Raw genomic sequence first — 22,964 nt, forward strand, 5'->3', positions numbered from 1 at the left:
ATCGCTTTCGCCGTCGCCATTCACCGCGGTTGCGTCGAGCGCGGCCCGCCTTCTACTGCGCCGCCGGAACCGTCGGCAGCGTCACCGTCACGACCAGCCCGCCGCCCGCCGCATCGGTCAGCGTCACGCTGCCCTGATGCACGCGCGCGATCTCCCGCACGATCGACAGCCCGAGCCCCGTGCCTTCGACCGTCTGCGTCTTGCTGCCGCGATGGAAGCGCTCGAACACCGCGTCGCGCTCGGCTGCCGGAATGCCCGGCCCGTTGTCGATCACGTCGAGCCGCGCATGCTCGCCGTCGCGCGACACACGCACCGTGATCACCGCACGGTCGCCCGAATAACGGATCGCGTTGTCGATCAGGTTGCCGATCATTTCGCCGAGCAGGTCCGGCTGACCATGCACGTCGACGTCGGCCTCGTGCTCGAAGCCGAGATCGATGTCGCGCGCCCGCGCCACCGGCGACCAGTCGAGCGTCACGCTGCGCGCCAGCCAATGCAACGCGACCGGCTGGTGTGCGACCGCATGGCCGCTGTCCGAATCGAGCCGCGACAGCGACAGCAGCTGCTGGACGATCTTCGCGGCCTGCCGCACCGCACCGTTCACGCGCCGCAAATGCACGTTCATGCGCGGCTGCTCGTCCGGCCGCAAGGCCAGTTCGACGCCGGCCTGCACGGCGGCGAGCGGCGTCTTCAGCTGATGCGCCGCGTCCGCGAAGAAGCGCCGCCGCGCGACCTGCATCCGTTGCGTGCGGCCGATGTACTGGTTGATCGACTCGACGAGCGGCGCGAGCTCGCTCGGCATGCCGCCGGTGTCGAGCGGCGTCGGGTCGCCGTCGGTACGCGCGGCGACCTTCGCGGACAGCCGGTTCAGCGGCCGCAGCCCGCGCCCGACGCCGAGCCACACGATCCCGAGCGCGAGCACGACGAGCAAGCCTTCCTGCAGCAGCGAGCCCATCAGGATTTCGCGCGCGAGCGCCTGGCGCCCCTCGATCGTTTCGCCGACCATCACCCATACGATGCGCGTCTGCGCGGTCGGCACGTCGTGCACCGGCACGCGCAACGCGGCCATGCGCAACTGCTCGCCGCGATAGACGACGTTGTAGTAGCGCGTGACGAACAGCGCGCCGTCGCCCGGCGGCAGCGGCAGGTCCGGATAGCCGGTGATCGTGTGGCCGTTGTCCTCGCGGATCAGGTAGTAGATCTTGCCGCCGTCGCCCGACTCGAACATCTCGAGCGCGAGATACGGCAGGTCGACCTCGATCTCACCGTCGTTGAGCCGCACGCCTTCGCGGATCGACTTCAGCGACGACGACAGCGTGCGGTCGAACGCGACGTGCGCGGCGCTCATCGCGCGCTGGTACGTGAGCCACGAGTCGAGCGCGAGCAGCCCGAGCAGCGGCAGCAGCAGCCACAGCGCGACTTGCGTGCGCAGGTTCGGGCGGCGGATCATCATGTCTGCCGCCGGGCCGCCCCAAGCGCGGCATGCGTCCTCGCGGCGGGCAGCTTACGTGTCGATCCGGAATAACGCTTCAGCGCATACTCCGGTCCCGTGCAAGGCTGGTGAGCGCGGGGTTGGTTCATCCGGCGACCTTCGCTTCGAGCAGATACCCGAGCCCGCGCAGCGTGACGATCGCGACGCCGGTGTTTTCCAGCTTCTTGCGCAGCCGGTACACGTAGATTTCTATCGCGTCCGCGTTGACCGATTCGTCTAGCCCGAAGATCTTCTCCGACAGCGTCTCCTTGTTGATCGCGCGACCGTTGCGCAGGATCAGCACCTCCAGCACCGAGCGCTCGCGCGGCGTGAGCGGCAGCGCTTCGCCGGCGAGGTGGAAGCTGCGGTCGATACTGTCATACGAAAGCGGCCCGCATTCGACCCGCGAATGCTCGTGACCGAGGCTGCGCCGGATCAGCGCGCGGGCGCGCGCCTCCAGCTCGGTCAGTTCGAACGGCTTCGCGAGATAGTCGTCGGCCCCGAGATCGAGCCCCTTCACGCGGTCCTCGACCGAGCCGTGCGCAGTCAGGATCAGCACCGGCACCGGATTGCGGCGCGCGCGCAACCGCCGCAGCACCTCGAGCCCGTCGAGCTTCGGCAGCCCGAGATCGAGGATCACCAGCGCGTAGTCCTGGGTGCGCAGCACGTGATCCGCCGCCTCCCCGTCCGCCATGTGATCGACCGCGAAACGCGCGGCGCTCAGCGCGTCGTTCAGCGACTGCGCCAGGTTCGGGTTGTCTTCGACGAGCAGCACACGCATGGGGACCTCGGGAAATCCATGACACAAAGGACGCTATTGTGAACCGAAATGAAAGCAGGCTGAAAGTGCCTCGCAATTAACATCCGCGTCACTCGAACAACACACACGCTTCACTGGAGGAAGACATGCCGTTTGCACCGAAGCAGCTCGCCACCGCGCTGGCGATCGTCCTGGGCACCGCCGCCGGCGCCGCCGTCGCGCAGGTTCCGGCCGGATATCCGGGTAACTACCAAGGCGTCGTCGACGCCGCGAAGAAGGAAGGCAAGCTGATCGTCTACTCCACGACCGACACGGGCCTCGTGCGCCCGCTGATCAAGGACTTCGAAAACCTGTACGGCGTGAAGGTCGAGTACAACGACATGAACAGCACCGAGCTGTACAACCGCTACATCAGCGAAAACGCGGCGAGCAGCACGAGCGCCGACGTGCTGTGGAGCTCGGCGATGGACCTGCAGGTCAAGCTCGTCAACGACGGCCTGATGGCGTCGTACGATTCGCCCGAAAGCGCGAACGTGCCGCAATGGGCGCAATATCAGAAGCAGGCGTACGGCACGACGTTCGAGCCGCTCGCGATCGTCTACAACAAGCGCCTGATCCCCGAAAACGAAGTGCCGAAGACCCGCGCCGACCTGATCAAGCTGCTCGCCACGCAGGCCGACAAGTTCAAGGGCAAGGTCACGACCTACGACATCGAAAAGTCGGGAGTCGGCTTCAACTACCTGACGCAGGACGCGCACGTGAACGAGAAGGTCACGTGGGAGCTCGTGAAGGCGATCGGCGCGACCGGTCCGAAGCTGCAGTCGAGCACCGGCGCGATGATGGAGCGCATCTCGTCGGGCGAGAACCTGATCGGCTACAACATCATCGGCTCGTATGCGTACGCGAAGGCGAAGAAGGACAAGTCGATCGGCTACGTATTCCCGAAGGACTACACACAAGTCGTGAGCCGCCTGGCCACGATCTCCAAGAAGGCGAAGAACCCGAACGCCGCGAAGCTGTGGGTCGACTACCTGCTGTCGCAGCGCGGCCAGACGCTGATCGCGAATCAGGCGAACCTGTACGCGATCCGTACGGACGTGACCGGCGAAACGTCGGCCGCGAGCCTCACGAAGGAACTCGGCGATTCGCTGAAGCCGATCCAGATCGGCACCGGCCTGCTCGTCTATCTCGACCAGTCGAAGCGGCTTGCGTTCCTGAAGCAATGGCAGCAGGCGATCAAGCGCTGATCCGCTGAGCAACTGACCACGGGCCGCCCGCCGCGCATCGCGCGGATGGCCCCTTCCCCTTACCGACTTCCTAGAGGCGGCCATCCGGATGGCCGCAGGGGCGAACTCATGCTTTCAACCAGCACACGCGGAACGGCGCCCGTCGTTCCGCCCACCGCCGGCCCGGGCGGCGCGATCCCCGCGCTTCCGGCCAACGGCCTGCAGCCGCTCGCCGGCATGCTGCGATGGATCGTCGTCGCGGTGCTCACCGTCGCGGTCGCGCTGCCGCTCGGCTTCATCCTGTTCCAGAGCCTGCTGTCCGCGCCGTTCTTCGATGCGAACAAGACGCTCGGCATCGAAGGCTTCCGCTTCATCTTCACCGACCCGGACTTCTGGTCGGCCGTGAAGAACTCGTTCATCATCGCCGGCGGGATGCTGTTCATCTCGATCCCGCTCGGCGGCATTCTCGCGTTCCTGATGGTGCGCACCGACCTGCCCGGCCGCCGCTGGCTCGAACCGCTGCTGCTCACGCCCGTGTTCGTATCGCCGATGGTGCTCGCGTTCGGCTACGTGGTCGCGGCCGGCCCGGTCGGCTTCTACTCGGTGTGGTTCAAGGAACTGTTCGGGGTGCAGAACGTGCCCTGGAATGTCTACTCGATCTTCGCGATCACGGTGATCGTCGGCCTCACGCACGTGCCGCACGTTTACCTGTACTCGTCGGCCGCGCTGCGCAACCTCGGTTCGGACGTCGAGGAGGCCGCGCGCGTGACCGGCGCCCGCCCGTTCCGCGTCGCGCTCGACGTGAGCCTGCCGATGACCATGCCCGCACTGCTGTTCGCCGGCGTGCTCGTGTTCTTCCTCGGCTTCGAGGTGTTCGGGCTGCCGCTCGTGCTCGGCGATCCGGAAGGCCACCTCGTGCTCGCGACCTACCTGTACAAGCTGACCAACAAGCTCGGCGTGCCGTCGTATCACCTGATGGCCGCGGTCGCCGTGTGCATCGTCGCGATCACGTTCCCGCTCGTGCTGCTGCAGCGCCGTTTGCTGAAGACCGCGAACCGCTTCGTCACCGTGAAGGGCAAGGCCGGCCGCGCGACGGTGCTACCGCTCGGCGTATGGCGCTGGATCGCGCTCGCGATCGTCGCGCTGTGGCTGATGCTGACGGTGATCGTGCCGATTTCCGGCATCGTGCTGCGCGCATTCGTGACCAACTGGGGCGAAGGCGTCGCGCTCGCCGAAGTGCTGACGCTGTCGAACTTCATCGAGCTGTTCGAGCAGGACAACCTCGTGCGCGCGATCGTCAACACGCTCGGCATCGGCGTGATCGGCGGCGCGCTCGCGATCGGCTTCTACTCGCTCGTCGCGTTCGCCGGCCACCGCCGGCACGACTGGGCGACGAAACTGCTCGACTACCTCGTGCTGCTGCCGCGCGCGGTCCCCGGCCTGCTCGCCGGCCTCGCGTTCCTTTGGATCTTCCTGTTCGTCCCGGGCCTGCGCGAGCTGAAGAACTCGATGTGGAGCATCTGGATCGCGTACACGGTCGTGTGGCTCGCATACGGGATGCGGCTCATTCAAAGCGCGCTGCTGCAGGTCGGCCCCGAACTCGAGGAAGCCGGGCGCAGCGTCGGCGCGACGCGCAGCCGCGTGTCGCTCGACGTGACGCTGCCGCTCGTGCGTTTCGGCCTGCTCGCCGCGTGGCTCCTGATCTTCATGATCTTCGAGCGCGAATACTCGACCGCCGTCTACCTGCTGTCGCCCGGCACCGAAGTGATCGGCGCGCTGCTCGTGTCGCTGTGGGCGACCGGCGCCGTCGACCAGGTGGCCGCGCTCTCTGTCATCAACATCGCGATGGTCGGCGCCGGTCTCGGCGTGGCCCTGCGCTTCGGAGTGAAACTTCATGGATAAGCTCATCGTCGACGACCTGCATCTCAGCTACGGCGCCAACCCGATCCTCAAGGGCGTGTCGTTCGAACTGAAGGCCGGTGAAGTCGTGTGCCTGCTCGGCGCATCGGGCAGCGGCAAGACCACGCTGCTGCGTGCGGTGGCCGGCCTCGAACAGCCGTCCGACGGGCGCATCCAGCTCGACGACCGCGTGTTCTTCGACGGCGCGCGGCGCGTCGACCTGCCGGTCGAACAGCGTTCGCTCGGCCTCGTGTTCCAGTCGTACGCGCTGTGGCCGCACCGCACCGTGGCCGACAACGTCGGCTACGGGCTCAAGCTGCGCCGCGTCGCGCCGGCCGAACAGAAGCGCCGCGTGCAGACCGCGCTCGATCAGCTCGGCCTCGGCCATCTCGCCGAACGCTTTCCGCATCAGCTGTCGGGCGGCCAGCAGCAGCGTGTCGCGATCGCACGCGCGCTCGTCTACAACCCGCCCGTGATCCTGCTCGACGAGCCGCTGTCGAACCTCGACGCGAAGCTGCGCGAGGAAGCGCGTGCGTGGCTGCGCGAGCTGATCGTGTCGCTCGGGCTGTCGGCGCTCTGCGTGACGCACGATCAGACCGAAGCGATGGCGATGTCCGACCGCATCCTGCTGCTGCGCAACGGCCGCATCGAACAGGAAGGCACGCCGGCCGAGCTGTACGGCGCGCCGCGCTCGCTGTATACGGCCGAGTTCATGGGCAGCAACAACCGCATCGATGCACGCGTCGCGGCCGTCGACGGCGAACGCGTGACGCTCGCCGGCGACGGCTGGGAACTGCAGGCGCTGGCCCGCGACACGTTCGCACCGGGCCAGGACGCGCAGGCAGTGATCCGTCTCGAACGCGTGCAGGTCGCCGACGGCCCGGGAGCGAACCGGCTGCAGGCCGATCTCGTCACGTCGATGTATCTCGGCGATCGCTGGGAATACCTGTTTCATTGCGGCGAGATGCGCCTGCGCGCGTTCGGCCACGTGCCGCGCGCGGCCGGCAAGCACTGGATCGAATTCCCGACCAACGACTGCTGGGCGTTCGCGAAAGCGGGCTGACCCGTGCGCGGCGTGCTCTGCGCGCCGCGCACGTCGGGCAAGGTAATGACAGGCCGGTCCGGCGAACGCTTTCCGGAGTTGGCCTCGACTGCGTCACATCCACTTCACCCAACCCACAATAAATCAGGAGACACCGTCAATGAAATTTCGCGCAGCAGTCCTCACCAGCTCGGCCGCCGCGGCCTGCATCGCCGCCCCCGTCGTGCACGCGCAGTCGTCGGTCACGATGTACGGGATCATGGATGCCGGCATCGAATACACGAACCATGCGGCGCCGGAGGGCGGCAGTTCCGTCAAGCTGAAGTCGGGCAACAAGAATACGTCGCGCTGGGGCCTGCGCGGCGTCGAGGATCTCGGCGGCGGGCTGAAGGCCGTGTTCCGCCTCGAAAGCGGAATCGATCTCGCGAGCGGTGCGTTCGACGACGGCCCTGACTCGATCTTCGCGCGTCGCGCGACGGTCGGCCTGAAAGGCAAATGGGGCGAGCTGACGCTCGGCCGCAACTACACCGTCACGTACGACTACATGCTGCCGTTCGATCCGATGGGTTACGCGCAGAACTACTCGTGGGCGACGTCGTCGATGGCGACGGGCGGCCGCAAGGACGGCATGTTCACGCGCTCGTCGAATGCGGTGCGCTACGACGGTGAATTCAGCGGCGTGAAGTTCGGCGCGATGTACGGCTTCGGCAACGTGCCGGGCAGCGTGAAGACCAGCTCGAAATACGACGTCGCGCTCGGCTACGAGACCGGCCCGTTCGCGGCGGTGCTCACGTTCGACCGGCAGAACGGCGCGGCCGACAGCGTCACGCCGGCCGATACCGTCGACTACATCCAGGGCATTCACGCGGGCTTGAGCTACGACTTCGGCGACCTGAAGACGATGGCCGGCTATCGCAACTACAAGCGCGCGTTTCGCACCGCCGTGGCGAACCAGTTGAGCGACACGTACTGGGTCGGCGGGTCGTACCAGTTCACGCCGGCGTTCTCGCTGATTGCCGCTGTCTATCACCAGAACGTCAAGGGCGGCAGCGATGCGGATCCGACGCTGGTGTCGATGCGCGCGAACTACGCGCTGTCGAAGCGCACGGTGCTGTACGCGGCCGGTGCGTTCGCGATCGCGAAGCATGACCAGAAGGTCGGCGTGTCGCGCGATTTCGCGGGGTATGGCACCACGCAGGTCGGCGTGACGGCGGGGATTCAGCAGCGGTTCTGATCCGGTGCCCGGGCAGGCGGGCGGCGGTCGGCCGCCCACCTGCCGCGCAATGCCATGAACAATGACCACGGGCAGCCGGCCGTTGCCGCGTCGTTGCCCCGCGCCGTTCCAGGCATCGATCCGATCGCCGCTCAGTCGCTGCGCATTGTGAACACCGGCCGCACCGAGCTGTCCGCATCGCCCCAGTGTTCGGCGACCGCCGAAAGCGGCACGATACGCGTCTCGATCGCGAGACCCGCCGGTCGCGTCGCGCCGAACACGCCGCGCACCGACGCCAGCAAACGCCGCAGCGACACGCTGCCAAGCCCGCTACCCATCAGTTCGATCGCGGTGGCGCGCAGTACGGCACCGGGCAACGCCACGTTCGCGCCGCCGATCGAACCGATCTGCACGAAGCGCAGCCGGTGGGCGTCGGGTGTCGCCTTCGCGGCGGCAATCAGCAGCGCCTGCGCACTGGTGCCCCACAGATAATCGAGGACGACGTCCACGCCCGCGCGGAAATGCGGTTCGAGCGTCCGCGCCAGATGCGCATCGTCCTGCTGCAGCGACACGACGGCGTCCGCGCCGGCATTCAGCAACGCGTCCAGCGCGGCCGCGTTGCGGCCCGTCGCGATCACCTTCGCCGCGCCGAGATGCTTCGCAATCCGTACGGCCAGCCGCCCGGACGTGCCCGTCGCGCCGTTGACGAGCACCGTCTCGCCCGCCACGAGCCGCGCGCGCTCGGTCAGCGCCGCCCACGAGGACATGCCCGGAATCGCGATCGCCGCGGCCGTGACATCGTCGAGGTCGTCCGGCAATGGCACGCACAACGCGTCGGCCACGATCGTGCACTCCGCCATTGCGCCGAACGGCGCCGGCGCGCCGAAGAAGTACACACGCTGACCGTCATCGCCGTACCCGACACCATCCACCCCGGCGACGAACGGATAGCCCGTGCCGGCCGAATAATGTGTGCCCGCCGCGCGTCCCTGAGCGAGTCGGCTCAGCGCGGATGCACTCACCTGGATCAGCCGATGGCCGGCCATTGCTCGCGGCGCGTCGAACGTCATGTAAGCGGGACGCACGCCGACGCCCGTCACGACTGCGGCCTTCATGTCGATTTCCTCGCATGGGCGGCTGCCGCCGCAGGCCGTGCGTCGATCCATGCGCGCAGCGCCGGGTCGCGCACCTCGAGCAGTTCGAACAAACCGATCGCGCGTAACGCGGGCAACGCGTCGACGAGATCGGCTTCGGCCGTTGCGCGCTCGGCGGGCGATGCGCCCGGGTCGGTCAGCACGCGCGCATTGACGAGGAACGCGCCCACGGTGCCCTTGCGGATCGTCGTTGCGCCGGCCTCGATCCGGTCGGCATGGTCGGGAAGAATCTGTTCGGCTCGCATGGCCTCTCACTCCGGTTGACGTCGATGCACGCAGTGTAGGCGTGCGATTTCGGCCAATCTCCGGTATAACGGCCAATCGATACCGATATCCGGCCATGTCCGATCCGCTCCTGCCCGCCCGATTCGTCACGTCCGACGACGGCCCGTTCATCGTCGCCGCCGTCCTGTCCCAACGCGATCCGCGCGTGACGCCATCGCACGCGCATGCGCGCGGCCAGCTCGTGGGCGCGTCGAGCGGCTTGGTGACGATCGGCCTCGACGACCAGGACTGGGTCGTGCCGGCGATCCATGCGATCTGGATTCCGCCGCATTACCGGCATTCGCTGCGCTCGTTCGGGCCGATTTCCGGCTGGTCGGCGTTCGTCGCCGAAGCGCGCTGCTCGGCGCTGCCGCCGACGCCCCGCGCGATTCGCGCATCGCCGCTGCTGCGCGAAGCCGTGCTACGCGCGGCAAGCTGGGGCGATACCGCGTTGACGGCCGCGCAAACGCGAATCGCCGACGTGATTCTCGATGAAATCGCGGCATCGGAAGCCGAAGCGCTGGGGCTGGTGCGGCCGCGGGATCCGCGGCTCGTGAAGATCACGGATGCGCTCGCCGCGGATCTGGCGGACAACCGGCGGCTGGAGGAATGGGCGGAATGGGCCGGTATCGGCGCACGAACGATGAGCCGCCGCTTCGTTGCGGAAACCGGGCTGACGTTCGCGCAGTGGCGTCAGCAGGCCCGGCTGCTGCGGGCGCTCGAGAAAATCGCCGACGGCGTGCCGGTGACGACGATCGCGCTCGATCTCGGATACGACAACGTCAGCGCGTTCATCGACATGTTCCGGCGTGCGCTGGGGACGACGCCGGGAAGATACATGCAGGCGGGACCGCTCGCGGCGGAATAGACGCGGCCATCCTCGCGCACGGCCGCGCACGACGGCAAGCGAGCGCTCGCCGGGCCGACATCCGCTGCGCGCCGCCGTCTGGCTCAATACGTCCCTGCGCCCTCTTTCGCCGCGTCGTTCTTCCCGTTGAACCGCGCCGCCAGCCGCTCCGCACTCCGCGCCAGCAGCGTCGTATCGACTCCCACCGCAACAAACAACGCCCCCGCTTCGAGATACCGCCGCGCCGCCGCCTCGTCTGCACTGAGAATGCCCGGCGCCTTCCCTGCTGCCTTGATCGCCCGGATCGCGCCGTCGATCGCCGTCTGCACGTCCGGATGCCCGGGATTGCCGAGATGTCCGAGGTCGGCCGCCAGATCCGCCGGCCCGATGAACACGCCATCGACGCCATCGACCCGCGCAATCGCGTCGATCGCATCGAGCCCGGCGCGCGTCTCGACCTGCACGAGCACGGCCATCTCGTCGTTCGCGCAATGCAGGTAGTCGCCCACGCGATTCCACCGCGACGCGCGCGCGAGCGCACTGCCGACCCCGCGAATCCCGTGCGGCGGATAACGCGTCGCGGCCACCGCCGCGCACGCTTCGTCGGCACTCTGCACCATCGGCACGAGCAGCGTCTGCGCGCCGAGATCGAGCACCTGCTTGACGATCACCGGATCGTTCCACGGCACGCGCACGACCGGATGCGACGGATACGGCGCGATCGCCTGCAACTGCGCGAGGATCGTCGGCACCGTGTTCGGCGCATGTTCGCCGTCGATCAGCAGCCAGTCGAAACCGGCGCCAGCGACGACTTCGGCGCAGTACGGATTCGCGAGCCCGAGCCACAGTCCGACCTGCGCGTCGCCGCGCGCGAGCGCGGCCTTGAAGACATTCGACGGAATCAGCATCGTTCGCTCACCTCACTCGAAATGACACTGGATCGTTCCGAGCGGACCGTAGTCGACGCTGAACGTGTCGCCCGAACGTGCGGCACACGGCCGCGTGAACGATCCGCCGAGCACGATCTGCCCCGGTTCCAGCGCGACGTCGAAGCGCGACAGCCGGTTGGCGAGCCACGCGACGCCATTGGCCGGATGGTTCAACACGCCGGCCGCGACGCCCGTTTCCTCGACCACGCCGTTGCGCGACATGATCGCCGCGATCCAGCGCAGGTCGACGTCCTGCGGCCGCACCGGCCGCCCGCCGATCACGACGCCCGCGTTCGCCGCGTTGTCGGCGATCGTATCGAACACCTTGCGCGGCCGCTTCGTATCGGGGTCGATCGACTGGCTTCGCGCGTCGATGATCTCGAGCGCGGGCACCACATAGTCGACCGCGTCGTACACGTCGAAGATCGTGCAGCTCGGGCCCGTGAGCCGCTTGCCGAGCACGAACGCGAGCTCGACTTCCACGCGCGGCACGATGAAGCGGCCGGTCGGAATCGTGCCGCCGTCGTCGAAGAACATGTCGTCGAGCAGCGCGCCGTAATCGGGTTCGTCGATTTGCGACGTGTTCTGCATCGCCTTCGACGTGAGGCCGATCTTGTGCCCTTTCAGCGTGCGGCCTTCCGCGAGCTTGAGGGTCACCCACGCGCGCTGGATCGCGTAGGCATCGTCGATCGTGATGTCGGGATGGTCGAGCGAGATCTGGCGGATCTGCTTGCGCTCGCGCTCGGCGTCGTGCAGACGCTGCGCGAGCTGGTCGATGATGGCGGGTTCGAGCATGGTCGGATCGGGTATGGTGTTCAGCCGGCCCGCTTGTAGCGGGCGTGGATGTTGTTGTGCTTGTACGAGCCGCTTTCGCTGAACTCGGTCAGCTCCATCGACAACGCGAGATAGCGTTTCGCGTACAGCTCGGCGAAATGCGCCTTGATCGCGTCGAACAACGCGTCGCACGCGGCCTTCTTGGTTTCGTCGCTGCGGCCCGAACCGATCTTCAGCGTCACGTGGACGAACGCGTCGTCCCCGGTGCCGTCGGCGACGCAGTAGTCCTGCAGCTCGATCGCGCGCGAGCGGATACCGCCCGTCGGAAACACGCCGCCCTGCGCGATCAGCGTCGCGTTGATCGTACGCAGCAGTGCGGGAATGTGCGCGTCGTCACGAATGTTCGCGGTGTACTCGACGACGATGTGTGGCATGGCAACGCTCCGGATAGATGATGTAGCGCTCACGCGAGCGGGAAGATCGCGTTGATCTGCCCGGTGCCCGAGCTCGCGAAATAGTCGGTGACGATCTCGACGGGCTTGTCGTAGCGATCCCAGCCGAGCAGGCCGAGCAGCATCGCCGTGTCGTGCATGCCGCCTTCGCCGTGGCAATGCGTGTTGTACTCCGGCAGCATCGCGCAGAAGGTCTTGAAGTCGCCCTGCTTCCACAGCTCGACCACGCGCAGGTCGACCTGCCGGAAGAATTCACGGCTGATCTGGTGGATCGACTCCTCGGGGCTACCGTTGTCGTTGAAGCGATGCGACAGCGAACCGCTCGCGAGGAACGCGACGTTCGAATCGCTCTTTTCAATGGCCTCCAGCAGCGCCTCGCCGAAGCGCCGGCTTTCGTCGAGCGTGTGCCACATGCACCAGCCCGCGATCGACACGACCTTGAAGTGCTGGTCGCCGTTCATGTAGCGCATCGGCACGAGCGTGCCGTATTCGAGTTCGAGGCTGTCGATTTCGTGCGCGCGTGTCGCGATGCCGCGCGCGCTGGCCGTCTCGGCGATCAGGCGGCCGAGCGCCGGGTTGCCCGGATACGCGTATGCCATGTCGCGGATGAAATGCGGCAGTTCGTTGCTGGTATACGTGCCTGCGAACCGCGCATTGCAGTTCACGTGATAGCCGGCGTTGACGAGCCAGTGCACGTCCGACACGACGATCGTGTCGACGCCGAGCGCGCGGCAGCGCTCGCCGATCAACTGATGGCCGCGGATCGCCGCTTCGCGGCAGCCATGATGCCTGCCGGGCAACTCCGACAGGTACATCGACGGCACGTGCGTGATCTTCGCGGCGAGGGACAGTTTGCCCATCGTTAAGTCTCCGTTTCGTTCTGGCGTTCTGACGGCGTTCCTGCGGCGAAACGATCCGCGCCCGTTACACGCCCCAGCGGGGAATGTGATGCGAACCCATCGAGATGCACACGTTCTTGATCTCCGCGAACACCTCGAAGCTGTATTCGCCGCCCTCGCGCCCGGTGCCCGACTCCTTCACGCCGCCGAACGGCTGGCGCAGGTCGCGCACGTTCTGGCTGTTCACGAACACCATCCCGGCCTCGATGCCGCGCGCGAGGCGATGGACCTTGCCGACGTCCTGCGTCCAGATGTACGACGCGAGCCCGTAGGACGTGTCGTTCGCGAACCGCAGACCTTCTTCCTCGTCCTCGAACGGGATCAGGCACGCGACCGGCCCGAAGATTTCCTCCTGCGCGATGCGCATCCGGTTGTCGACGTCGGCGAGCACGGTCGGGCGCACGAAGTTGCCGTTGCGCAGATGGTCGGCTAGGCCGGCCGGCTTGTCCGCGCCGCCTGCCACCACGCGCGCGCCTTCCTGCTCGCCGATCCGGATATAGCCCGTCACCTTCTCCCAGTGCTGGCGCGTGATCATCGCACCGAGCTGCGTCGCGGGATCGGTCGGGTCGCCGACCACCAGGTTGTTCGCGCGCCGCGCGAATTCCTGCACGAAGCGATCGTAGATCGTGCGCTGCACGAAGATCCGCGAGCCCGCGGTACAACGCTCGCCGTTGATCGAGAAGATCGTGAACAGCGACGCGTCGAGCGCGCGGTCGAAATCCGCATCGTCGAAAATCAGCACCGGCGACTTGCCGCCAAGCTCCATCGAATACTTCTTCAGGCCCGCGCGTTCCATGATCCGCTTGCCCGTGACCGTGCCGCCCGTGAACGACACTGCGCGCACGTCCGGATGGCGCACCAGTGCGTCGCCGGCGGTCGCGCCGTAGCCCTGCACGACGTTGAGCACACCCGGCGGAATGCCGGCCTCGAGCGCGAGCCGACCGAGTTGGTCGGCCGTCAGCGGCGACAGCTCCGACATCTTCAGCACGGCCGTGTTGCCGAGCGCGAGACACGGCGCCGTCTTCCACGTCGCGGTCATGAACGGCACGTTCCACGGCGACACCAGCGCGCACACGCCGACCGGCTGGTACAGCGTGTAGTTCAGCATCTGGTCGTCGACCGGATACGTTCGGCCATTCATCTGCACGCACACTTCCGCGAAGAAGTTGAAGTTCTCGGACGCGCGCGGAATCAGTTGCTTGCTCGTCTGAGCGATCGGCAGGCCGGTGTCCTGCGTCTCGAGCGCGGCGAGCATCGGCACGTTCTTCTCGATCAGCTCGCCGAGCTTGCGCATCAGCTTCGCGCGCTCCTTGGCGGGCGTGTTCGCCCATTTCGGAAATGCTTTCTTCGCCGCGCGCACGGCCGCGTCGACTTCGGCCTCGCCGGCGGACGCGACATCGGTAATCTCGTCGCCTGTCGCCGGGTTCAGCGTCGTGAACGTCTCTCGGCTTTCGACTTCGCGGCCGTCGATCCAGTGCTTGATGGTCATGTGCTCTCCTTGGGCGACGGGCTCAGCCGGCGCGATAGTAGTCTGCTTCGCCGATGATCGTGTTCACGAGCCGGCCGATCCCTTCGATTTCGGTCACCACCTCGTCGCCCGGCTTCGTGTCGGCCAACCCTTCCGGCGTGCCGGTCAGGATCAGGTCACCCGGCGAGAGCGTCATGAAACCGCTGATGTGCTCGATCAGCGCGGGTACGTCGAAGATCATGTCGCGCGTGCTGCCGCGCTGCGTCTCCCGGCCGTTCACCGTTGTGCGCAGCGTGAGGCCGCCCGCATCGCCGATCTCGTCGCGGCTGACGAACCACGGCCCGATCGGCGTGCAGGTGTCGCGGTTCTTCACGCGCAGGTTCGGGCGGTAGTAGTTTTCGAGGTAATCGCGGATCGCATAGTCGTTTGCGACCGTGTAGCCGGCAACGTAATCGATTGCCCGCGCCCGGCTCACGTTGCGCGCCGGGCGGCCGATCACGACGGCCAGCTCGCACTCGTAATGCATGTGCGTCGCGTCCGCCGGGCGCACGGTGTGCGACCGATGGCCGATGAACGTGTTCGGCCCCTTCAGGAAAATCAGCGGCTCGCTGGGTGCCTTGAACGCGAGCTCCTTCGCGTGGTCCGCGTAATTGAGGCCGAGCGCGAACGTCGTGCGCGGTGCGACGGGCGGCAGCCACGTCACCGCGTCCTCGGCGAGCACGCGCCCCGTGTCGAGGCGGATCGCGCCGTCGCCGGCCGGTTCGGCCGCATGCAGTGCGCCGTTGTAGATCACCCGCGCCGTCTTCATCGTGCTTCCTCCGCAATCAGCGTATGCCGCAACGTGCCGATGCCGGCAGCGTCAATCTCGACCGTGCTGCCCGCGCGGGCACGCGGTGCGCCACCCGCGACGCCGAGCAGCAGCACGTCGCCCGCGTCGAACGACATGAACGCCGTCACGTCGGCGATCAGCTCGCGCACCGGGCGGATCAGCGTGGCGGTCGATGCGGACACCACGGCTCTGCCGTCGATCCGTACCGTCAGGCCGATCGCGTCGATGTCGCCGAGCGCGGCCGCCGGCACGATCGCCGGGCCCAGCGGGCAGAAACCGTCGCGACATTTGAAGCGCACGGCCGGACGGTAGTAATCGGGATGCGGAACCGACACGTCGCTCGCGAGCGTGAAGCCATGCACGTAGTCGAGCGCCTGCGCGGCCGCCACGCGCGTCGCGCGCCGCGAGAACACGACGGCCACCGACGCGCCGATCTCCAGCGCATCGACGCCCGCCGGCACCACGACGGCCGCGCCGTCGGCTGCGTGCGTGTTGGCCGGTTTGATGTAAAGGATCGGTGCCTGCGGCGGACGGCCGTAAGGCGGCGCGTGCACGGCGTCGCCGAGCGCGTCGAGTGCGGCGCGCTCGTTGAGCAGCGCACCGTAGACGGTACCGATGGCGACCGGCAGCGCCGCGGCGGTCATGCAGGACAGCTCCATGCGTCATTCCCCTGCCGCGCGTCGCGGCGCATCATCAATAGTTAACATCTTAAGTAAACAATGGCACGCTCGCAACCTCGATTACCCTGATACACGAAATTCATCACCATCGGCTGTTAAGATTGATGCGTCCCCCGTCCTCTGCACCTCTACCGACCCCGATGAACCGTACGCTCGACCATCGCAACCTGGCCATGCTGCTGCTCGAGGCCCGCGAAACGCTGATGGGCCTGTTCCGCCCCATTCTCAAGGAATTCGCGCTGACCGAACAGCAATGGCGGATCATCCGCGTGCTCGACGGCGAGCCGGCTCACGCGCTCGAAGCGGGACAGATCGCGCGCCGCTGCTGCATCCTGAGCCCGAGTCTCACGGGCGTGCTGGAACGGATGGAGCGCGACGGCCTGATTACGCGCACGCGCGCGCAGGAAGATCAGCGCCGGCTGCTGGTGAGCCTGACGCCGCAAAGCAGGAAACTGGTCACGGAAATCGGTCCGCGCATCGACGAGCAGTATCGTCAGCTTGAAGCGCGTTTCGGCGAGGACGGCCTGGACGACATCTACCGAGCGCTCGACCGGCTGATCGAACTCGGCAGCGCGTCGTAGGGCCCGCCGCCACCAGTCCGCCGCGAGCGGCGGCGAACCAGCTGCCGTGATTCGGCAGGCCCCGAATCGCGCGCGCCGTCAGTGCAGCACGCCGCGCATCAGTTCTGTCACCGCGACGCCGCGCGACGTGCGCATGCATTCCTCGACGTAATCGATGAACGGCAGCGGCTCGAAATCGATTTCGTCGCGCACGCGGCGGTTGTCGAACACACGATCGACCATTGCGAACTCCGCGCCTCGCCGCAACGCGCGGCCGATCACGCGTTCGAGCGCCGGATCGGACCGCCCGAGCACGTCGCGCACCACGAGCGGCAGTTCGGCCGGCGCACAGGCCGCGTAGCGCGGCGCGCCCGTCATGCCCGCCGCCTCGTCCATCGCTCGCACGATCTGCGCGACCTGCGGCGCCTCGTCGCCGGCCGACACGTGGTACACGTCGTGCATCAGCGTCGGCTTCACGGCCAGCAGCATCGTCGCGCGCGCGACGTCGTCGACCGACACGATGTCGATGCGCGTCATCGGCCGCGCGGTAAAGCGCCGCGCCGCATGCGCGACGCGGAACATCCAGAACGAATTCGGTGCCGGCCGCGTGCCGAGCACCGTGTGACCGACGACGTGCGACGGGCGCACGACGACGAGCGGCAGCCCGAGCGCGCGCAGGCGCTGCTCCGTTTCCGCCTTCGCTTGCAGGTAGTCCGCCGCGAGCACCGCGCCGTGCAATCCGTCGCCGCCCAGCGCCGCGTCGCTCGCCGACGCGCCCGCCGTCGCCTCGTACACGATCCCGCCGCCACCCGCGTGCGCATAGGCGGTGCCGACGTACACGAAACGCTGCAGTTGCGGCGCGTGCGCGAACCGCTCCGCAAAGTGGAGCGAATCGGCGATGTCGGCCTGCAGGTGCGAACCGTCGGCCGGCGACGCATGGCCCGCGCAATGGATCACGTGCGTCGCGCCGGCGAGACGCGACGCGTCGGTGCCCTGCCACACGTCACCGAGCGCACCGACGACCACGTTCGCGTCGCCGAGACGCGATGCCCAGTACGGCGCGAGCCCCGCGCGCAACGCCGCTTCACGCAAACGCGCGACCGCGTGGCCGCGATTCTCCGCACGCACGACACACACGATGCGCTCGAGCAACCCGGCGTTGACGAGCGCCGTCAGCACGGTACTGCCGATGAAGCCTGTGGCGCCGGTGAGCACCAGCCGTCCGACGTTGGCCGCCGCGACCGGTGCGCTGGCCGGCGACACGAGGCTCGTGCGCCAGTTGAGCGACAACGCGGTTTTCCAGATCAGCACGATAGTCTCCTTCGAAGAATCGGCCGGACGGCGCGGCCGCCCCGGATCGCGGAGCGACGCACGGCTGTCGGCCGGGCCCGGGCCGACGCTCGCCCCGGCAATCCCGATCGGGCTGCGGCCGGCGATCGCGTCTCGAGGCGGCGGCGGCCCGCCACGGACGGACGTCCGCGGCGCAGGATCGGAAAATTCAAGTGTGGGGCCCGATCGCCCGCAAGTCTGTCCTGAAAGTTTCGTGAAAGTGTGTGGATTTGTACGCGAATGTCGGAGTGTGTCGTGCTGGCCGGGCGGTCAAGTGTCGAAATGACCGGTCGGGCACCATTCGGTGGGTTCCATCGCAGGACGGCCGACGCGCGCCGGGCCATCGCTTCGGCGCGACACTTCGACGCGGCTTCTCCCGAGGTCATCGCATGTCCGAGACACGTCACGGTCCGATCGCCGCGCGCAGAGCATGCTGCGCTTGGATTTGCACGCTCCGTCGCCATCGCGGCGGATCGTCAGACATCGTTTCATCGGGAAACGCCTATAGGCGCAATTCGGATTTATTGCGGATTATCACTTGCGTTTCACGGCAGTCTATCTAGACTGGTCAAACCAAAACGGTCGGATGTGTCATTTTCTTCAGGAGACGATCCAATGCGCCTCACTATTCGGATTAATGGCAGCGAGTCGGCAACCCGTCACTCCTTCGCGGTGCTCTGGGTCGATACCGACGAGGGGCTGTGGTCACGCGAGGCACACCAGGGGATCGATCTTCCGAGCTGGGGCAAGGTTCGGGACGTGGAAGGCGCAATGGCCCTCTGCGCGGCCGACAGCGGGAAGGCCGTGTGCCAATTGAAGGGGCTGTCGTTCAGCGCGACCCAGCGCGAACAAGGTCCCGCGGTGCTCGCCGGCGAGCACCCCGACGGGGCATGGCGTCTGCAAGCGGTCGATCGTTCCACGGCGGAGCCGGAATACCACGAATTTATTTCCGTCGCGCGATAGGTATTTCTGACGGCAATCCTCTGCGGTTTTCGGGTTTATTCCAGATTGCGCGATATTCATTTCGATATTCACCAATAAGGCGCCTCTCTTCAAGGCGCCTTTTTTATTTTCCGGCCCTGAATTAATCGGGGCCGGTTAATCGAACCGCGGCGACGGTAACGATCCACCCCTCCAATCCGGCTCCGTTGCGCCAGCATGTCAGGCCACGCCGCCATTTCGCCACGCTCCAACCTTTTTCCCGACCGTGCCCGCTCGGAAACGCAAATCTTTTACGGGGCCGAAACATACTTTCCCCACACGACGTTTACTCATTTATTACAATCGCATTATTCAGACTGACTTGCCGCCGTCCGGCGGCCCGAACCGGCCCTTGCATGAGCGTGAAGAAGAAGACCCACCCCGCCGATCCGTACGCCGCCGCGACCAAGCATCCGATGCTCGCGTCACGCCTGCCGATGTGGCGCTCGAAGCTGGTCGTGATCATGGTGTCCCTCGGTTTCGCCGCGCTGATCGGACGCGCGTTCTGGGTGCAGGTCGCGAACCAGGACTTCTACGTCGGGGAAGGCCAGAAGCGCTACCAGCGCACGATCGAGCTCGACGCGATGCGCGGGCGCATCGTCGACCGCAACGGCGCGATGCTCGCCGTCAGCTTGTCCACCTATGAAATCTGGGCGAACCCGAAACAGGTCGCCGAGATCGACTATCCGCAGATCGCGAAGCTGCTCGACATGCCGCTCGTGGAAGTGAAACGCCGCCTGCGCAATGACCGGACCTTCGTGCTGCTCAAGCGGCAGATCGACGCCGACACCGCAAGCCGGCTCGACAAGCTCGAGATCGACGGCATCACGCAGATCGCCGACTCGAAGCGCTTCTATCCGGAGGGCGAATCGGCCGCGCACGTGGTCGGCTTCACCAACGTCGAGGACAAGGGCCAGGAAGGCGTCGAACTCGCGGCGAACGGGCGGCTGTCGGGAACCTCCGGGCAGCGCGAGGTGATCCGCGACCGGCTCGGCCGCATCGTGTCCGACACGCGCCCGCTCGTGCCTGCGCAGCACGGCGCGACGATCGAACTGACGATCGACCGGCGGATCCAGCAGCTCGCGTTCAGCCAGCTCAAGGCCGCGGTGCTCGAAAACAACGCGGTAGCCGGCAGCGTCGTGGTGCTCGACGCGCAGAACGGCGAAATCCTCGCGCTCGCGAACTACCCGACCTTCGACCCGAACGACCGCGCCCGGCTGACGGGCCAGCAGTTGCGCAACCGCGCTGTGATCGACACGTTCGAGCCGGGTTCGACGATCAAGCCGCTCGTCGTCGCGCTGTCGATCGACGAGCGCAAGGTGACGCCGAACACAATCATCAACACGTCGCCCGGCACCTACAAGATCGGCCCGGCCGTGATCCACGACACGTCGAACCACGGCTCGCTGACCGTCTCGCAAGCGCTGCAGAAGTCCAGCAACGTCGCGCTCGCGAAGCTGGCGCTGAACCTGCCCGCCGAAACGATCTGGAACAAGTACCAGGAATACGGGATCGGCCGCGCGCCGGAGCTGACGTTCCCGGGCGTCGCGTCGGGCCGCCTGCGCGGCTACAAGCGCTGGCGGCCGATCGAGCAGGCGACGATGGCGTACGGCTACGGGCTGTCGATGTCGCTGCTGCAGATCGCGCAGACCTACACCGCCTACGCGGGCGACGGCACGCTGCATCCGGTGTCGCTGCTGAAGAACGGCTCCGACCCGCAGACGGTCAATGCCCATCGCGGTCACCGCGTGACGTCGCCGCAAACCGCCGCGGCGATCCGCGCGATGCTCGAGTCAGCCGTCGGCGAAGGCGGCACCGGGCGCCGCGCGCGCGTCGACGGCTACCGGATCGGCGGCAAGACGGGCACGGCGCGCAAGCAGGTCGGCGCGACCTATGCGAAGGGCAAGTACCGCGCATTGTTCGCGGGGATGGCGCCAATGAGCAACCCGCGCCTGATCGTCGCGGTGATGATCGACGAGCCGCGCGGCAAGGGCTATTACGGCGGCACGGTGGCCGGCCCGGTGTTCTCGTCCGTCACGAGCGGTTCGCTCCAGTTGCTCGGCGTGCCGCCCGACGCACCACTCGAGCCGACGCCGAATGCGCCGGTCAAGGCCGCACCGCAGAAGACCGTCGCGGTGCCGAAGGCCGCGGCGCAACCGAAGACGGCGGCCGAGCAGAAGGCATCGGCCCCCGTGAAAACGGCCGCGCAATCCAGCGCGGCCGTACAGACGAAGGCAGCGGCCGGCTGAAGCCGCCGGGGCGCACTCGCCGCCGCGGGAGGCGAACAGGTCGACTGTTCGCCGTGTCGAACTCCCGGCACGCCCGCTTCCACTGGCCGGGGCTATCCCTCTATCCGCGCGACCCCGGCCAGCAATCGTCAGTGCGCGTGCGCAGCCGCCACCGGCTTCACCATCCTGCCGAGCACGTGCTCGGTCATGCCGCGTGCGAGTTCGCTCTCGCCCATGAATACGGTGCCGACGCCCTCGCTCGACAGCAACGCGGCCTCGTCGCTGCTGTTCGTGCACAGCACGACCTCCAGCGTCGGATTCAGCGTGCGCGAGATCTCGACGATCTGCCGCACGTCGAATACGTCCGGCAGCGTGACGACCAGCATCCCGGCGCGCGCGATGTGAGCCTGGACGAGCACGATCGGCTCGATCGCATCGCCCGACACTGCGGCGAAGCCGTCCGCGCGCAGCTTCTCGACGAGCTCGCGATTCTGCTCGACGACGACATACGCGATTCCGCGCTCGTCCAGCGCATGCGCGATCCGCGTGCCGACCTTGCCATAGCCGACGATCACGACCTGCCCGGTCAGGTGCGTCTGCGGCGTCGACATCGGCAGCGCGGCGAGCGGGTCGTCGCGTGCCTCGAGCTTGCGCGCGAACGCCGAATGCTTGCGGATCCAAGCGAGCGCCGGATCGATCATCGCGAACAGCAGCGTGTTCATCGCGATCGAGATGAGCGCGACCGCGAGGATCAGGCTCTGCCCTTCGGCCGACAGCAGCCCGAGCGCACGACCGAGCCCCGCGAGGATGAACGAGAACTCGCCGATCTGCGCGAGGCCCGCGCCGACCGTCAGCGCGGTGTTCAGCGGATAGCGGAACGCGATCACGAGCGCGACCGCCGCGAGCGTCTTGCCGACCAGCACGATCGCCGCGACCTCGATCACGTGCAGCGGCTCGGTGAGCAGCACTGTCGGGTCGAACAGCATCCCGACCGAAATGAAGAACAGCACCGAGAATGCGTCGCGCAGCGGCAGCGTTTCGTCGGCCGCGCGTCGGCTGAATTCCGACTCGCGCATCATCATCCCGGCGAAGAACGCGCCGAGCGCGAACGACACGTCGAACAGCTTCGCCGCGCCGAACGCGATGCCGACCGCCGCGGCAATCATGCACAGCGTGAACAGCTCGCGCGAACCGGTGCGCGCGACGAGCCACAGGATGCGCGGAAACACGCGCTTGCCGACCACGAGCATCAGCGCGATGAACGCGGCCACTTTCAGCATCGTGACGCCGAGCGTGCCCCACACGCTGCCGCCGGCCGCGTGCGCGTCGCCGGGCGGCGTGCCGCCGAGCAGCCCCGCGACGGGCGGCAGCAGCACGAGCACGAGCACCATCACGAGATCCTCGACGACGAGCCAGCCGACCGCGATGCGCCCGTTCACCGTCTCGACGAGCCCGCGTCCCTCGAGCGCCCTCAACAACACGACCGTGCTCGCGACCGACAGCGCGAGCCCGAACACGAGCGCCGCGCCGAGGCTCCAGCCCCACGTGAGCGCGAGGCCACCGCCGAGCAGCGTCGCGACGGTAATCTGGACGACGGCCCCCGGCAGCGCGATCTTGCGCACCGCGAGCAGATCGCCGAGCGAGAAATGCAGGCCGACGCCGAACATCAGCAGCATTACGCCAACTTCCGCGAGCTGCTGCGCGAGCGACAGGTCGCCGACGAAACCGGGCGTGCCGGGGCCGATCACGATCCCGGCGAGCAGATAGCCGACGAGCGGCGGCATTTTCAGCAGTGACGCGAGGTAACCGAAGATCATCGCGAGACCGAAACCGGCCGCGAGCAACGCAATCAGGCTGACGTCATGAGGCATCCCCCCTCCCGAGTTCTTGTAACTATTTAGTAAGGTTCAAGAATGGAAGGATAAGGGATGAGATGGAAAAATGGCGGGCCACCGCGAA

At 67.2% G+C, this 22,964-nt stretch carries 21 protein-coding genes; 8 read left to right on the top strand and 13 right to left on the bottom strand.

Annotated features, from left to right (window positions below):
• Positions 1 to 52: 52 nt before the first annotated feature.
• On the bottom strand, positions 53 to 1,450 hold the full coding sequence (locus ACV22W_RS01455) for a sensor histidine kinase N-terminal domain-containing protein (RefSeq protein WP_448018101.1): 1,398 nt from the start codon (positions 1,448 to 1,450) through the stop codon (positions 53 to 55).
• 127 nt (positions 1,451 to 1,577) lie between these two features.
• Entirely contained in the window at positions 1,578 to 2,252 is a 675-nt protein-coding gene (locus tag ACV22W_RS01460) for a response regulator (RefSeq protein WP_448017406.1), read from the bottom strand.
• A gap of 125 nt (positions 2,253 to 2,377) precedes the next feature.
• On the opposite strand from ACV22W_RS01460, the gene ACV22W_RS01465 reads away from it, so the two are divergent.
• The 4 genes from ACV22W_RS01465 (at position 2,378) to ACV22W_RS01480 (ending at position 7,632) form a co-directional block, all read left to right on the top strand.
• Positions 2,378 to 3,478 carry an ABC transporter substrate-binding protein gene (locus ACV22W_RS01465; RefSeq protein WP_448017407.1) on the top strand — a complete coding sequence of 367 codons (1,101 nt, stop codon included), beginning with the start codon at positions 2,378 to 2,380 and terminating at the stop codon, positions 3,476 to 3,478.
• Positions 3,479 to 3,586: 108 nt separating this feature from the next.
• On the top strand, positions 3,587 to 5,359 hold the full coding sequence (locus ACV22W_RS01470) for an ABC transporter permease (protein ID WP_448017408.1): 1,773 nt from the start codon (positions 3,587 to 3,589) through the stop codon (positions 5,357 to 5,359).
• Entirely contained in the window at positions 5,352 to 6,419 is a 1,068-nt protein-coding gene (locus ACV22W_RS01475; RefSeq protein ID WP_448017409.1) for an ABC transporter ATP-binding protein, read from the top strand. Before ACV22W_RS01470 ends, ACV22W_RS01475 begins: the two co-directional genes overlap by 8 nt.
• A 139-nt stretch (positions 6,420 to 6,558) precedes the next feature.
• Positions 6,559 to 7,632: a porin gene (locus ACV22W_RS01480; protein WP_448017410.1), complete on the top strand. Its 1,074-nt coding sequence runs from the start codon at positions 6,559 to 6,561 to the stop codon at positions 7,630 to 7,632.
• A 131-nt stretch (positions 7,633 to 7,763) separates the two neighbouring features.
• Here the strand turns inward: ACV22W_RS01480 and ACV22W_RS01485 are convergent, their stop codons facing one another.
• The gene (locus ACV22W_RS01485; RefSeq protein ID WP_448017411.1) at positions 7,764 to 8,726 is read right to left on the bottom strand and encodes a zinc-binding dehydrogenase; all 963 of its coding nucleotides are present in this window, start codon (positions 8,724 to 8,726) and stop codon (positions 7,764 to 7,766) included.
• Positions 8,723 to 9,010 (bottom strand): hypothetical protein, encoded by a 288-nt coding sequence (locus ACV22W_RS01490; RefSeq protein WP_060346468.1) that lies wholly within the window; start codon positions 9,008 to 9,010, stop codon positions 8,723 to 8,725. The genes ACV22W_RS01485 and ACV22W_RS01490 overlap by 4 nt, the downstream gene beginning before the upstream one ends.
• Before the next feature lie 95 nt (positions 9,011 to 9,105).
• On the opposite strand from ACV22W_RS01490, the gene ACV22W_RS01495 reads away from it, so the two are divergent.
• On the top strand, positions 9,106 to 9,897 hold the full coding sequence (locus tag ACV22W_RS01495) for an AraC family transcriptional regulator (RefSeq protein ID WP_448017412.1): 792 nt from the start codon (positions 9,106 to 9,108) through the stop codon (positions 9,895 to 9,897).
• Between the two features lie 83 nt (positions 9,898 to 9,980).
• On the opposite strand, the gene hpaI is transcribed toward ACV22W_RS01495, so the two are convergent.
• The 7 genes from hpaI to ACV22W_RS01530 form a co-directional block, all read right to left on the bottom strand.
• Entirely contained in the window at positions 9,981 to 10,784 is an 804-nt protein-coding gene (gene hpaI / locus ACV22W_RS01500; RefSeq protein WP_448017413.1) for a 4-hydroxy-2-oxoheptanedioate aldolase, read from the bottom strand.
• A gap of 12 nt (positions 10,785 to 10,796) precedes the next feature.
• Positions 10,797 to 11,600, bottom strand: coding sequence for a 2-oxo-hept-4-ene-1,7-dioate hydratase (gene hpaH, locus ACV22W_RS01505; RefSeq protein ID WP_448017414.1), 804 nt, complete (start codon positions 11,598 to 11,600; stop codon positions 10,797 to 10,799).
• A 20-nt stretch (positions 11,601 to 11,620) separates the two neighbouring features.
• Positions 11,621 to 12,013, bottom strand: coding sequence for a 5-carboxymethyl-2-hydroxymuconate Delta-isomerase (locus ACV22W_RS01510; protein ID WP_448017415.1), 393 nt, complete (start codon positions 12,011 to 12,013; stop codon positions 11,621 to 11,623).
• 29 nt (positions 12,014 to 12,042) lie between these two features.
• On the bottom strand, positions 12,043 to 12,891 hold the full coding sequence (hpaD, locus tag ACV22W_RS01515; protein WP_175914890.1) for a 3,4-dihydroxyphenylacetate 2,3-dioxygenase: 849 nt from the start codon (positions 12,889 to 12,891) through the stop codon (positions 12,043 to 12,045).
• Positions 12,892 to 12,955: 64 nt separating this feature from the next.
• Positions 12,956 to 14,419 (bottom strand): 5-carboxymethyl-2-hydroxymuconate semialdehyde dehydrogenase, encoded by a 1,464-nt coding sequence (gene hpaE / locus ACV22W_RS01520; protein WP_448017416.1) that lies wholly within the window; start codon positions 14,417 to 14,419, stop codon positions 12,956 to 12,958.
• Positions 14,420 to 14,441: 22 nt separating this feature from the next.
• Positions 14,442 to 15,206, bottom strand: coding sequence for a fumarylacetoacetate hydrolase family protein (locus ACV22W_RS01525; RefSeq protein ID WP_448017417.1), 765 nt, complete (start codon positions 15,204 to 15,206; stop codon positions 14,442 to 14,444).
• Complete coding sequence (locus ACV22W_RS01530; RefSeq protein WP_448017418.1) at positions 15,203 to 15,886, bottom strand: fumarylacetoacetate hydrolase family protein; 684 nt, start codon at positions 15,884 to 15,886, stop codon at positions 15,203 to 15,205. Before ACV22W_RS01530 ends, ACV22W_RS01525 begins: the two co-directional genes overlap by 4 nt.
• Positions 15,887 to 16,047: 161 nt before the next feature.
• Between ACV22W_RS01530 and hpaR the strand changes: the two genes are divergently transcribed.
• Positions 16,048 to 16,488, top strand: a complete 441-nt coding sequence (hpaR, locus tag ACV22W_RS01535; protein ID WP_059466204.1) for a homoprotocatechuate degradation operon regulator HpaR — start codon at positions 16,048 to 16,050, stop codon at positions 16,486 to 16,488.
• A gap of 78 nt (positions 16,489 to 16,566) precedes the next feature.
• On the opposite strand, the gene ACV22W_RS01540 is transcribed toward hpaR, so the two are convergent.
• On the bottom strand, positions 16,567 to 17,778 hold the full coding sequence (locus ACV22W_RS01540; RefSeq protein ID WP_448017419.1) for an SDR family oxidoreductase: 1,212 nt from the start codon (positions 17,776 to 17,778) through the stop codon (positions 16,567 to 16,569).
• 633 nt (positions 17,779 to 18,411) lie between these two features.
• On the opposite strand from ACV22W_RS01540, the gene ACV22W_RS01545 reads away from it, so the two are divergent.
• Both ACV22W_RS01545 and ACV22W_RS01550 read left to right on the top strand, forming a co-directional pair.
• The gene (locus tag ACV22W_RS01545) at positions 18,412 to 18,759 is read left to right on the top strand and encodes a DUF3564 family protein (protein ID WP_059525188.1); all 348 of its coding nucleotides are present in this window, start codon (positions 18,412 to 18,414) and stop codon (positions 18,757 to 18,759) included.
• A 374-nt stretch (positions 18,760 to 19,133) separates the two neighbouring features.
• On the top strand, positions 19,134 to 21,026 hold the full coding sequence (locus tag ACV22W_RS01550) for a penicillin-binding transpeptidase domain-containing protein (protein WP_448017420.1): 1,893 nt from the start codon (positions 19,134 to 19,136) through the stop codon (positions 21,024 to 21,026).
• Between the two features lie 128 nt (positions 21,027 to 21,154).
• Here the strand turns inward: ACV22W_RS01550 and ACV22W_RS01555 are convergent, their stop codons facing one another.
• Positions 21,155 to 22,876 (bottom strand): cation:proton antiporter domain-containing protein, encoded by a 1,722-nt coding sequence (locus ACV22W_RS01555; protein ID WP_448017421.1) that lies wholly within the window; start codon positions 22,874 to 22,876, stop codon positions 21,155 to 21,157.
• Positions 22,877 to 22,964 lie beyond the last annotated feature (88 nt).

This window comes from Burkholderia sp. AW49-1, from assembly GCF_053427845.1.